The 12,763-nt window shown below is 55.8% G+C and carries 11 protein-coding genes and 1 CRISPR repeat array; all 11 genes read left to right on the top strand.

Annotated features, from left to right (window positions below; genetic code table 11):
* Positions 1–103 precede the first annotated feature (103 nt).
* The 11 genes from VMV64_RS15210 to cas2 are packed head-to-tail and all read left to right on the top strand — an operon-like array spanning position 104 to position 10,274.
* A complete protein-coding gene (locus VMV64_RS15210) occupies positions 104–517 on the top strand; it encodes an HIRAN domain-containing protein (RefSeq protein ID WP_325331849.1) in 414 nt (137 codons plus the stop codon).
* Positions 514–1,509, top strand: a complete 996-nt coding sequence (locus VMV64_RS15215; RefSeq protein ID WP_325331851.1) for an SEC-C metal-binding domain-containing protein — start codon at positions 514–516, stop codon at positions 1,507–1,509. Before VMV64_RS15210 ends, VMV64_RS15215 begins: the two co-directional genes overlap by 4 nt.
* A gap of 55 nt (positions 1,510–1,564) precedes the next feature.
* Positions 1,565–3,826 (top strand): CRISPR-associated helicase Cas3', encoded by a 2,262-nt coding sequence (gene cas3, locus VMV64_RS15220; protein WP_325331853.1) that lies wholly within the window; start codon positions 1,565–1,567, stop codon positions 3,824–3,826.
* A 16-nt stretch (positions 3,827–3,842) separates the two neighbouring features.
* On the top strand, positions 3,843–4,574 hold the full coding sequence (cas5c, locus tag VMV64_RS15225; RefSeq protein ID WP_325331855.1) for a type I-C CRISPR-associated protein Cas5c: 732 nt from the start codon (positions 3,843–3,845) through the stop codon (positions 4,572–4,574).
* Positions 4,571–6,298, top strand: a complete 1,728-nt coding sequence (gene cas8c, locus VMV64_RS15230) for a type I-C CRISPR-associated protein Cas8c/Csd1 (protein WP_325331857.1) — start codon at positions 4,571–4,573, stop codon at positions 6,296–6,298. Before cas5c ends, cas8c begins: the two co-directional genes overlap by 4 nt.
* Before the next feature lie 30 nt (positions 6,299–6,328).
* Positions 6,329–7,453, top strand: coding sequence for a type I-C CRISPR-associated protein Cas7/Csd2 (gene cas7c / locus VMV64_RS15235; protein WP_325331859.1), 1,125 nt, complete (start codon positions 6,329–6,331; stop codon positions 7,451–7,453).
* An 18-nt stretch (positions 7,454–7,471) separates the two neighbouring features.
* On the top strand, positions 7,472–7,669 hold the full coding sequence (locus tag VMV64_RS15240) for a hypothetical protein (RefSeq protein ID WP_325331861.1): 198 nt from the start codon (positions 7,472–7,474) through the stop codon (positions 7,667–7,669).
* Positions 7,666–8,274 carry a zeta toxin family protein gene (locus VMV64_RS15245; RefSeq protein ID WP_325331863.1) on the top strand — a complete coding sequence of 203 codons (609 nt, stop codon included), beginning with the start codon at positions 7,666–7,668 and terminating at the stop codon, positions 8,272–8,274. Before VMV64_RS15240 ends, VMV64_RS15245 begins: the two co-directional genes overlap by 4 nt.
* A gap of 41 nt (positions 8,275–8,315) precedes the next feature.
* The gene (gene cas4, locus VMV64_RS15250) at positions 8,316–8,939 is read left to right on the top strand and encodes a CRISPR-associated protein Cas4 (protein WP_325331865.1); all 624 of its coding nucleotides are present in this window, start codon (positions 8,316–8,318) and stop codon (positions 8,937–8,939) included.
* A 2-nt stretch (positions 8,940–8,941) separates the two neighbouring features.
* Positions 8,942–9,979: a type I-C CRISPR-associated endonuclease Cas1c gene (gene cas1c / locus VMV64_RS15255; protein WP_325331867.1), complete on the top strand. Its 1,038-nt coding sequence runs from the start codon at positions 8,942–8,944 to the stop codon at positions 9,977–9,979.
* Between the two features lie 4 nt (positions 9,980–9,983).
* Positions 9,984–10,274: a CRISPR-associated endonuclease Cas2 gene (gene cas2 / locus VMV64_RS15260; RefSeq protein WP_325331869.1), complete on the top strand. Its 291-nt coding sequence runs from the start codon at positions 9,984–9,986 to the stop codon at positions 10,272–10,274.
* A 178-nt stretch (positions 10,275–10,452) separates the two neighbouring features.
* A CRISPR array of direct repeats spans positions 10,453–12,720; the repeat unit is 37 nt; unit sequence GTAGCGCCCGCCTCTCGGGGCGGGCGAGGATTGAAAC.
* The last annotated feature ends 43 nt before the right edge of the window (positions 12,721–12,763 follow it).

The raw sequence follows: 12,763 nt of genomic DNA on the forward strand, positions 1-12,763 counted from the left end.
AACATCGTAAAATCAAGCCATTCATGCTTCGACAAGCTCAGCACGAACGGCTTGAAATGACTTGTGTGCATAGATTAGCCTAAGAGAAGAGGGGTAAGAGTTTATGCGGTTACATCTGGTTGCGGCGCTGTTGCTTGCGCTTACCTTCTCCTTGCCCACCCGCGCCGCCGAGCCCACCGCAAACGCCAAAATCCTGCTGCAAAATTCGCCCCTGGCCGGCTTCCGCTACTACGAAGGCAAGCGGCTATGGAGCGAAATGAAGGTGGGCGACGCCCTTCAGCTTGTCCGCGAACCTGACAATTCCCACGACACCAAAGCCGTGCGCGTCGAATGGCAAGGCCACAAGCTCGGCTACGTGCCGCGCGCCGACAACGAGGCGCTGGCGCGTTTCATGGATAGGGGCTCGAAAGCGGAAGCGCGTATCACCCGCCTGAAGAAAAGCCGCAACCCGTGGCAGCGGATGGAATTCGAGGTCTATCTGGATATTGCCAACCCCATTCAGGAGAAAACGCCATGACCGACCTGCCCCAACCACCCACCCACACCGACGAATTCCTTGCCAGCCTTGATCCGACCGGCCTGATCGACCTGATGATCCACGACGAGGACCGCGTACCTCGCAACGTGATCGACGAATGCGCCCGGCGCAGCGACGCCATGATCGAATACCTGGCCGACCTGGTTGCTGACTATATCGACGGGCAAACCGAGGGTGCAGGAAAATGGTGGCTGAAGCTGCACGCCGTCATGATACTCGGCCTGATTTCGACTGAACGCGCGGGTCTGTTGCTGGTGAAATTCATGCGCAGCATGTCATGCAAGGAAAGGGAGGACAGTGACGGACTGCAAGACTGGCTAGCCGGCTACTGGCCGGCCCTGTTTCACAACAAACCGGAAAGTGTGCTGCCGATATTGCGAGAGTTTTGTCATGATCGCGCCGTAAATTGGTACATCCGGGTGAATGCTATAGATGCAATCGTGGCCGCTGCACGCTGTCAGGGAAGCAATGCACTGGAACTAGCATTGGAATGGCTGGCGGGAATCGTAGCCGACGAAGATGAAGACTGGAGCTTGCGCCTGTGTGCCGGCAACACCCTGCTGGATTTCCCTCGCGTTCAACATCGACCGCTGCTGGATGATATGGCGGCAAGACAAGGGTTTTTGGGCGTGCACTTTGCCCCGAATGACGTCCAGCAGGCTTATACGGCTATGCAGGATAAAGCCGGTTGGGAGCGTTTCAACGATCCATGGAAGTTCTATTTGCCAGGCGAGATTGCTGCTCGCCAACAACGCTGGGCGGAAGAGGAAGCTGAAAACGACCCGGTCGCATGGGATGAAGATTACAGCCTTTCGGGTAACGAATTCCAGGATGAATCGTATCCGTTTGAAGAACCCTATGTTCGCGCAGAGCCGAAAATGGGCCGTAACGATCCTTGCCCATGTGGCAGCGGCAAGAAATACAAGAGGTGTTGTTTGGATACGGATGAGGCAAAAGGAGGAATTTTTTAGCTGCCGGTCTTTACTAGCTCACGTGGTGAGCCAGTAGGGGTGTTAGGATGGATGCATGAACGATAAACACGAAAACCGAGTACTGGCTCATGTACGTCAAGATAGTGCGGGTGGCTGGCACGAACACTTGCTGGATGAGCACCTTCACGGAGTAGCCCGAATAGCCGCTGATTTCGCGACCGATTTCGATTCACGTGATTGGGCGAGCATCGCTGGGTTATGGCACGACTTGGGAAAATACAGCGCCGAGTTTCAGCAATACATCAAAAAGGTCAGCGGTTACAACCCAGAAGCACACATCGAGATTGAAGGTGCGCCCGGTCGCGTGGACCATTCCACCGCGGGCGCGATACATGCGGTTAGGCAATTTGATAAGCATGGCCGCATTCTGGCTTATTTGATTGCTGGTCATCATGCCGGATTGCCAGACTGGCACTTGGCGGAAACCGGTGGCAAGGCACTTTCCATCCGGTTACAACAAAGTGAATTGTTCGAACGCATCCCAGTACAAGCCATTCCGCAGAACGTACTCACGCAGAGCAAGCCAGCCTTCAAGGTGTGCGGAGGCGAAAATGGTTTTCACTTGTGGGTGCGGATGCTGTTCTCATGCTTGGTGGATGCGGACTTTCTGGATACCGAAGCCTTTATGGATGAAGGCAAAAATCAGGCGCGGCAACAGTTTCCAGCACTTGCGGAAATGCTGCCTGTTTTCAACCGCTCTATGGAAGCAAAGATTGCTCAATTAATAGTTGACCAATCTGCCGATACACCGGTCAACCGCATACGCGCCGACGTGTTGGCGCAATGCCGCAAACAGGCTGCGTTGTCGCCCGGCATGTTTTCGCTTACCGTGCCCACCGGTGGCGGCAAGACACTTTCCAGCTTGGCCTTCGCGCTGGAACATGCCAAGCATCACGCCAAGCGGCGCGTTATCTACGCCATTCCCTACACCAGCATCATCGAGCAAACCGCCGATGTGTTTCGCGGCATCTTCTGCAAAGATGATGTCGTGGAACACCACAGCAACTTTGATGTAGATCGCGAAACCACGCGCAGCCGTTTGGCGGCAGAGAACTGGGATGCGCCGCTGATCGTGACTACCAATGTCCAGTTGTTTGAGTCGTTATTCGCTGCCCGCACCAGTCGTTGCCGCAAGCTGCATAATCTCGTCAACAGTGTGATCGTGCTGGATGAGGCGCAACTGCTGCCGCCGGAATTTCTGCAACCGATACTCGATACGCTCAACCTGCTGACTACCCACTACGGTGTAACCGTAGTGCTTTCCACCGCCACCCAGCCAGCTCTGAATACGGTCAAGGACAGCTTTGGTCGCACTACTCGCAAGGGGCTGAACAACGTGCGCGAAATTATCGCTGACGTGGATGGACTCTATGCCGATCTGGAACGGGTAGAAGTTCAGATACCTGCTGATTTCAATCAACTCACCGATTGGGAATCTCTCGCCGCAGAGCTTTGCCAGCACGAGTCGGTGCTGTCCATCGTCAATACTCGCAAGGATTGCCGCGAGCTTTGGGAGCTTATGCCCAAGGGTACATTGCACCTTTCCGCACTCCTATGTGGCGCACACCGCTCAGCGATTATTGCCGACATCAAAGCGCGGCTCAAACGTGGCGAACCGCTACGCGTGATCAGCACGCAATTGGTCGAAGCTGGGGTTGATCTCGACTTCCCCGTGGTTTATCGGGCACTGGCCGGACTGGATTCTATTGCGCAGGCGGCTGGTCGTTGCAATCGCGAGGGAGGTTTGACTGGGAAGGGCAAAGTTGTGGTGTTTGTTCCGCCCAAGCCTGCTCCCAAAGGCTTGCTGCGCTTTGGTGAAGATGCCACCAAAGACGTATGGTACAAGCGACCAGAAAAACCGCTGGCGCGGGAATTGTTCACCCGCTACTTCAATCGTTTTTTGAGTATGCCAAATTTGGATGAGCACGATATTGCAGGTGCTCTCAAATGCGGAAGTGGTCTGGAAGTCCAGTTCCGTACCGCTGCCGAGAAATTCCGCCTGATTGATGATCGAGAAACTCAAGCAGTGTTTGTGCGCTACAACGAAGACAGCGAAAAGTGGATCAACCTGCTGCGCGTCAAAGGCCCGGAACGCTGGCTGATGCGCAAGCTCCAGCGCCATGCGGTGACGATTTATCGTTATGACTTGAATCGCTTGCTTCAGAATGGTGACATCAAGGCGATTGAAAATTACCCTGACCTGTATGCCCAAGTAGGCGATACGCTATACCACAAGGAAACCGGATTGTTGCTTGCTGAATCTCCGCTACTTAACCCCAGCACGCTTGTGCCGTGATAACCAAGGGAAAGCCATGCCAAGAAAAACCTACTGCCTGGAAGTGAGTGGCGATTTCGCCTGTTTCACCCGCCCGGAAATGAAAGTGGAACGTGTCAGCTACGACGTCATCACGCCATCCGCCGCCCGTGCCGTGTTCGAGGCCATTCTCTGGAAACCCGCGATCCGCTGGGTGCCGACCAGAATCGAAGTGCTCAATCCAGTTTGCTGGGTTTCGGTGCGACGCAACGAAGTTGGGTGCAAAATGTCGCCAGACTGGGAGGACGGGTTCTACATTGACGACATTAAGAATGACGGTAAACCAAAATTCCGCCAGCAGCGCGCCGGATTGTTTTTGCGCGATGTGAAATATCGGCTGTACGCACACTTTGAGATGACCGAACGCGACCATCGGTTCAACTACCCGCACCTGTCCCACGTCGTGGAAGAACCCGAGGAAGGAAAGGAACAGCACAAGCCTAATACGCCAGTCAAGTTTCTCAATATGTTTGAGCGTCGCGCTGAAAAAGGCCAATGCATCAACCAGCCTTACCTCGGCTGTCGCGAGTTTGCTTGCGACGTCCGGCTGATTGATGATCCAGCCAAGGAGCCCGCCCCGCTCATTGCGGAGACACGCGAATTGGGCTGGATGCTCTACGACATGGACTACACCAATCCAGCCGACCCCGCACCGCGTTTTTTCAATGCACGAATGAAAAACGGCGTAGTGGAAATTCCAGACTGGAACAGCGAAGAGGTACGGGGATGATACTTCAGGCCCTGAAAGGGTATTACGACCGCAAGGCGGCAGACCCGGATGCTGGAATCGCCCCGCCGGGATTTGAATGGAAAGAGATTCCATTTGTTATCGTTTTGGATGGAGAAGGAAATCTAGTTCAAATTGAGGATACCCGTATTGGCGATGCAAAGAAAAAACGCGCCAAGTCTTTTCTTATGCCTCAAGGTGAAAAGCGTACCTGCGGAGTGAATTCATATCGGCTTTGGGATAATGCCGAATATATTTTTGGACTGGAAGGTGGGAAGGAAAAACAAAAAGCGTTCATAGCCAAGCTTGGTGAATATCTTGTCCTTGAAAACGAGGGTCTTAACGCCATGAAACTGTTTCTGACTAATCGGCCAGCAGAACAGGCTAAAAGCAGAGCAGAGTGGAAGGAGATCGTGGAAACCAAGCCATGGCTGGCTTTTCGTATGGTGGGAGAAGCGGAGCTTATCTGCCAGCATCCCAAAGTTATCGGGGCACTCAAAACGGAAGCTGCTCAAATCGGTAACAGAAAACCTATGGTGTGCCTAATTACTGGAAACCCGGCACCGGCAACGCGACTTCAGCCCCCGATCAAGGGTGTTCGGGATGCCAATACCACTGGTGCTGACATTGTTTCCTTCAATCTGCGGGCATTTGAATCGTATGGCAAGGAGGAACGGCAAGGTGAGAATGCGCCGATTAGCGAAGCTAGCTCTTTTGCGTATACCACCGCGCTCAATCATTTACTGCGAAAAGACTCGACACAAAAAATACAGGTAGGCGATGCCTCCACAGTTTTTTGGGCCGATGCACCTGACGAGTTGGAAGCAGGTTTTCTCGATCTGTTTGGGGAGCCGCGCAAGGACGACCCAGACTGTAATGTGAAGGCAGTGGAGAATCTTTATCGCAGTGTCGAAATGGGGAGTTTTGATACCGACAGCGATACCACCCGTTTCTTTGTATTAGGACTGGCACCCAATGCGGCGCGTATTTCTGTTCGCTTCTGGCAGACCGGCACGGTAGCGGAGTTTGCTGGGCGCATCCGGCAGCATTTCGATGACCTGAAAATCGACCGGGCATCTTACGATCCGCCCTATCTTTCGCTATTTCGTCTGCTGGTAAATATCGCCAAATTGGGCGAATCCAAAAACATTCCGCCCAATCTGTCAGGCGATACCATGCGGGCGATTTTGTCGGGTACACCTTATCCCGCTACTTTGTTGCAGGCGGCTATTCGGCAGATTCGCGCCGAACAAGCAAAGAAAAACGATAAAACCGGCAAGCCATTGCCCAATGTGACCTACGCCCGCGCCGCGCTCATCAAAGGCTGCCTCAATCGGGCATCCCGTTTTAAAAATCAACAGGAGGATATTACCGTGTCGCTTGATACTACCAATTCCAATCCCGCTTACCGTTTGGGTCGCTTGTTTGCCGTGCTTGAAAAAATCCAGGAGGATGCTGCCAAGCCAGCGAAACTGAACTCCACCATCCGTGATCGTTTTTACGGCGCGGCATCCAGCAGTCCGGTGACGGTTTTCCCAACTTTGCTGAAATTAAAAAATCACCACCTTGCCAAGTTGAGCGCGGGTCAGAAGGTGTATTACGAAAAGATGATCGGCGAAATCGTGTCAGAACTCAGGGAGTTCCCACCCCAGTTGCCACTGTCCGAGCAAGGACGATTCGCCATCGGTTATTACCATCAGCAACTTGATCTTTACACCAAGAAATAACAACATTAACCAGAACAGGGAGCTTGAACCATGAGTATTCAAAATCGTTATGACTTCGTTTTGTTATTTGACGTAAAAGATGGCAACCCCAACGGCGACCCGGACGCAGGCAATTTGCCGCGTATGGATGCAGAAACTGGGCGCGGCTTGGTGACAGATGTATGTTTGAAAAGGAAGATTAGGAACTACGTTGCGCTTAGGGAAAGTTACCAGACGCCCCACAATATTTATGTGCGTGAAAAGGCAGTTCTAGGTCGTGCACATGTTGAAGCTTTCAAAACTCTTGGCATTGGTCTTGGCGAAGAAGCGCAATTGAAGGTCGAGTCAAAATTGGCGCAGGAATTCGAGGATGTGGCACTGCCAGATGGGTTGACGCTTACCGGGGACGAAGAAGAAGGCTGGCTCTTGGTATTCGCAGCAGACTTGGACAAAAAAGAGATCAAAGACTGGCTAAAGGAAGCAAAAAAAGAAAAGTTATGTTCTGCGGATATTCAAAAACTCATCGGTGAAGGACTCAAGCAAGTGAAGGCTCGTCGCCCAGACTCTAGCGAGGTAGATAAGGGTAGAGAGTGGATGTGCAAAAACTATTTCGACATCAGAACCTTTGGGGCAGTCATGTCTCTTAAATCAGCACCTAACTGCGGTCAAGTGCGCGGACCAGTGCAACTGACTTTTGGCCGTTCAATCGACCCTATCGTGGCGCTGGAGCACTCCATTACCCGCATGGCGGTGGCTACCGAAGCTGAAGCCGAAAAGCAGGGCGGCGACAACCGCACGATGGGCCGCAAGTTTACCGTGCCCTATGGCCTTTATGCAGCGCATGGCTTTATTTCTGCGCACTTGGCGGAGCAGACGGGATTTTCTGACGCTGACCTCGAATTGTTGTGGACAGCACTTTCCGATATGTTCGAGCATGATCGTTCCGCTGCTCGTGGCGAAATGACGACGCGCGGTCTGTATGTGTTCAAGCATGATTCAAAACTGGGGAATGCCCGCGCCTACAGTCTATTCGAGCACATTCAGGCAAAACTCAAAGACGGCGCATCGGTGCCGCGTGATTTCGCGGATTATAATGTTCTCGTGGACGGTAAAGAAATGCCGCTCGGTGTAAGCCAAGAAGTCGTACCCGGCGTAACCCTTGAAAGAAAAGCCTGATATTTTAAGGAGTCTTGCATGGCTGATTTATCCAATACAAAACGCAACCCATTGGCAGCGGATACCGACCCAACCGATGAAGAGCTGGCCGAGGTAATGAGCGAAGCACTGGATTTGGCAATGGCGCGCAAGCGGGAATCCGATATTTGGATGCGCCGAAAACTGGCTGAGGCCGTGGCGGATGCGCGCGCCAGGGATGTGGTGGCAGCGTCATGATACTGGCTGAACAGCCTCGACTGCTGCTGGTGGCAGGGCCGAACGGTGCGGGCAAGACGACCGTGACCGAGCGGGGGTTGGCGCATGAGTGGTTTGCCGGGTGTGAGTATGTGAACCCCGATTTTATCGCGCGTGACGAGTTTGGCGATTGGAACTCCGAATCCGCTGTTTTGCAGGCGGCTGATCTTGCCAGCAAACGGCGAGAGCGCTGCTTGGCAGAGCGCCGCAGCTTGGCTTTCGAGAGTGTTTTCTCAGCGCCGGACAAGGTGGATTTTGTGCGGCGGGCTCAAGCTGCCGGGTTTTTTACCCGCGTGTTCTTCGTGGCGACCCGCGATCCATCCATCAATGCTGCGCGTGTTGCTCGCCGGGTGATGCAGGGTGGGCACGATGTACCAATCCAGAAAATCATTGCGCGCCATTTTCGTTCGATCGCCAATTGCGCCTTGGTGGCGCGGGAAGTGGATCGGCTCTATTTGTACGACAACTCCGTGGATGGCGAACAGGCAGCGCTGGTGTTGCGTGCCAACAAGGGAAAAGTGATCAAGCAGTACTGCCCACTGCCGGAATGGGCGGCGCCCATTGCTGAATTGTTGGATTGGGCATGAGGCTGGTGCGTGATGTGTTGCTGGAGCGGTTGTTCGGCTAGATGGAAGCCGCAGACCCCATCATGCTCTCCGCCCTCCAGCACTGGAGCTACTGCCCGCGCCAGTGCGCGCTGATTCATGTTGAGCAGGTATTCGATGAAAACGTTTTCACTATGCGCGGCAACGCAGCGCATGAGCGGGTGGATGATCCGGGATTTGAAACCTTCGAGGGTGTGCGTGCCGAGCGGGCATTGCCGGTGTGGTCGGATCGGCTGGGGCTGGTTGGCAAGTGCGATGTGGTGGAGTTCCGTCCCGACGGGCACATCTATCCGGTGGAATACAAGCATGGCCCCAAGCGTGAAAAATCCCACGATGACATCCAGCTAGCCGCGCAGGCGATGTGTTTGGAAGAGATGACCGGCAGGGTTATTACGCATGGTGCGATTTACCACCACGGTTCGCGGCGCAGGCGTGAGGTGGCGATTACTCAGGCATTGCGCGATAAGGTGGAAGAAACGGTGAACGCCATCCGCGCCATGATGGATTCCGGCAAGTTGCCGCCCCCGGTCAATGATGCGCGCTGCAAGGAGTGTTCGCTGAAGGAAATCTGCCAGCCGCAGGCTGTCGCTGCGCGTGCAACGCAGCATGTTTTGCTGGAAACCTTGTTTGATCCGGGAGCAGTGTAAAAATGGCGCGCCAGATTCTCAATACCCTTTATGTCATGACTCCGAACTCCTATCTCCATTTGGAGAATGACACGGTGCGGGTGGATGTGGAGCACGAAAAGAAGTTGCAGGTGCCGCTGCATCATCTGGGCAGTGTGGTTTGCCTGGGCAACATCATGCTTTCTCCGGCATTAATGCACCGCTGCGCGGATGATGGAATCAGCCTTGTGTTGCTGGACGGCAATGGGCGTTTCAAGGCGCGGCTGGAAGGCTCGATTTCCGGCAATATCCTGCTGCGGCAGGCGCAGCACCGGCTGGCACTGGATGAAAATTTTACGCTGGGCATTGCTCAAAGCGCCATTGCCGGAAAGTTGCGCAATGGACGCCAGGTCTTGCTGCGCGGTGCGCGTGAAGCAGGTATTGAGCAAGACAGCCGCGCACTCGCAGCCGCTGCCGAGGCACTTTCCAGCTCGTTACGCAACCTGCCGCACGCCCCCGATCTGGACGTGGTGCGCGGCATTGAGGGTGATGCGGCAAAAAATTATTTCGCGGCGTTGCCGTTGTTGGTCAAGCGTGAAGCTCGCGACAAGTTCACGATGGATGGGCGCACCCGGCGACCGCCACGCGACCGTTTTAACGCGATACTCTCGTTTCTCTACTCCATGCTGATGAACGACTGCCGTTCAGCGCTGGAGGCCGTCGGTCTTGATCCCCAGCTGGGTTTTCTGCATGTCGTGCGCCCCGGCCGTGCAGCACTCGCGCTGGATATGATGGAAGAGTTTCGTGCCATCTTTGCCGACCGGTTGGCGCTTACCCTGATTAACCGGGGGCAGATTGGAGCCAACGATTTTTCTGAACGTGAAGGTGGCGCGGTGCTGCTCGAAGGCGATGCACGCCGTGTCGTGGTTACTGCATATCAGGAGCGCAAGCAGGAAGAGGTGATGCACCCCTTGCTAGAAACCAAAGTGCCGATTGGCTTGCTGCCGTTATTGCAAGCGCGCTTTATGGCACGTACCCTGCGCGGCGAAATGGAAGGTTATCTCCCGTTTCTATACCGTTAACGCCATGCTGATTATTATCACTTACGATGTATCCACCGTAACCGCAGCCGGTCGCAAACGGCTACGCCGCGTTGCGAAAGTTTGCGAAAGCACCGGGCAGCGGGTACAAAATTCAGTGTTCGAGTGTAAGGTCAACCAGATGCAGCTTGAAGAGTTAGAACGGCGACTGCTTGCAGAGATCAATGAGAAAGAAGACAGTCTGCGCTTATACCGTTTGACCGAGCCGGTAGAGTTGCACATCAAGGAATATGGAAATTTCCAAGCTGTGGATTTTGAAGGGGCGCTGGTAATATGATGCGCGAACCAGTAGCGACGACACAAACGCGGCAGGTTCGCGCTGTGGCTAATGTATTGACGGAGATGATTTTTCTGCCTTCGTCGTTTGGATGTGCGAACTCTCGGAGGCAAGAAAACCGAGGGTTCGCGCAAAGTACGCTTTTTAACGTTGAAAGTCATGGCGTTGTAAGCGGACTGTAGCGCCCGCCTCTCGGGGCGGGCGAGGATTGAAACGTCTGGATCGTCAACGCGGCGCTCTACAGCCTGGTGTAGCGCCCGCCTCTCGGGGCGGGCGAGGATTGAAACAAGCGTACATCGACGCCGACACCGTGCGCCCGGTGGTAGCGCCCGCCTCTCGGGGCGGGCGAGGATTGAAACTATATCGCACTGGCGGCCGCACTGGGCTACACCGGTAGCGCCCGCCTCTCGGGGCGGGCGAGGATTGAAACAGCAGGAATTCAAGTGCAAGGCGATCGGCTTCGAGGTAGCGCCCGCCTCTCGGGGCGGGCGAGGATTGAAACTCAAGGATGGGCGCGCCACATTAATTGATGTGGCGTAGCGCCCGCCTCTCGGGGCGGGCGAGGATTGAAACGAGGAATGGCTGATGATGGCGGATGGTGCGCCACGTAGCGCCCGCCTCTCGGGGCGGGCGAGGATTGAAACTAGTATCAATTCCAGTGGCTTTACTGGCGGCGCGGGTAGCGCCCGCCTCTCGGGGCGGGCGAGGATTGAAACATTCGATCGAGTGCCGCATTAACGCCGAGGATCCTGTAGCGCCCGCCTCTCGGGGCGGGCGAGGATTGAAACCGCATTCACGTCAGCAAGGATGACGTAAGCCGCCGTAGCGCCCGCCTCTCGGGGCGGGCGAGGATTGAAACTCTGCCATCCGGTCACGTGAAATGCTCATTTTTCCCCTGTAGCGCCCGCCTCTCGGGGCGGGCGAGGATTGAAACCCGTGAGCCTTTCCACCAAGCTGCTGATCCTGCTGCGTAGCGCCCGCCTCTCGGGGCGGGCGAGGATTGAAACCCGACTGACTACAACAGGGAGATAACCCAGGCTCAAGTAGCGCCCGCCTCTCGGGGCGGGCGAGGATTGAAACCCCGTGCCGGTGGTTGCGACTGCCGCAAACAGACGTAGCGCCCGCCTCTCGGGGCGGGCGAGGATTGAAACCAGCAGCATGCCGCAATCGCGGCGAGGGTTGCCGCTGTAGCGCCCGCCTCTCGGGGCGGGCGAGGATTGAAACCGATGAGCCCACGATTACATTACCCGTAGCCGATGGTAGCGCCCGCCTCTCGGGGCGGGCGAGGATTGAAACATTTCGAAATGAGTGTAATCGCGGAGCTGGCCTTTGTAGCGCCCGCCTCTCGGGGCGGGCGAGGATTGAAACCCTACCCCTGATTGCGCAACAGCGGCGAACAATCGTAGCGCCCGCCTCTCGGGGCGGGCGAGGATTGAAACATATCGTCGGCTGCGAGCCGGCCGAGCTGCCGGAGTAGCGCCCGCCTCTCGGGGCGGGCGAGGATTGAAACGCCGCCAGCCGGGAATTGATCGTACACGTGGTCAAGTAGCGCCCGCCTCTCGGGGCGGGCGAGGATTGAAACCGATGACGCCGCCTGCGTCAACCTGATTGACCGCGTAGCGCCCGCCTCTCGGGGCGGGCGAGGATTGAAACTCGTCTACACCTACGGCCTATACGTGCTGGCCATCGGTAGCGCCCGCCTCTCGGGGCGGGCGAGGATTGAAACACCAGGGTGTTGTTGTTGTACCCACGGCCAAACAGTAGCGCCCGCCTCTCGGGGCGGGCGAGGATTGAAACAGGTCAGGGCAACATTGCACTGAACGTGAAAAACGTAGCGCCCGCCTCTCGGGGCGGGCGAGGATTGAAACGCTTCATCTGCCTGTATTGATAGCGCTGGCCGTCTAGCGTAGCGCCCGCCTCTCGGGGCGGGCGAGGATTGAAACATGAATCAACCGCTCATACCTTCAATAATTCAGTGTAGCGCCCGCCTCTCGGAGCGGGCGAGGATTGAAACCCTGCGAATCAGGATTAAAAGCGGATCGCCGCGCCAGGTAGCGCCCGCCTCTCGGGGCGGGCGAGGATTGAAACTTCTCTCATCTCACTCTCCAAAATGACGTATAACGTAGCGCCCGCCTCTCGGGGCGGGCGAGGATTGAAACGCCATGTTGGGCCGTATCGCAGCGTGGCTTTTGAGTAGCGCCCGCCTCTCGGGGCGGGCGAGGATTGAAACTTCGGTGACCGCTCTCCCAGGTAGCCAACAGTGGAGTAGCGCCCGCCTCTCGGGGCGGGCGAGGATTGAAACCACAAAGAAGAAGGAGGGTGTTTGTATGCGGCCAGTGTAGCGCCCGCCTCTCGGGGCGGGCGAGGATTGAAACGAATCCCTGCGCGGATGCGCCAATGCGTTGCGCCGTAGCGCCCGCCTCTCGGGGCGGGCGAGGATTGAAACGCGTAAACCGTTAATCAACAGCCCTTCTTGCCCTGTAGCGCCC

The sequence above is a fragment of the Sulfuricella sp. genome, assembly GCF_035531155.1.
In the GTDB taxonomy this organism is placed as follows: domain Bacteria; phylum Pseudomonadota; class Gammaproteobacteria; order Burkholderiales; family Sulfuricellaceae; genus Sulfuricella.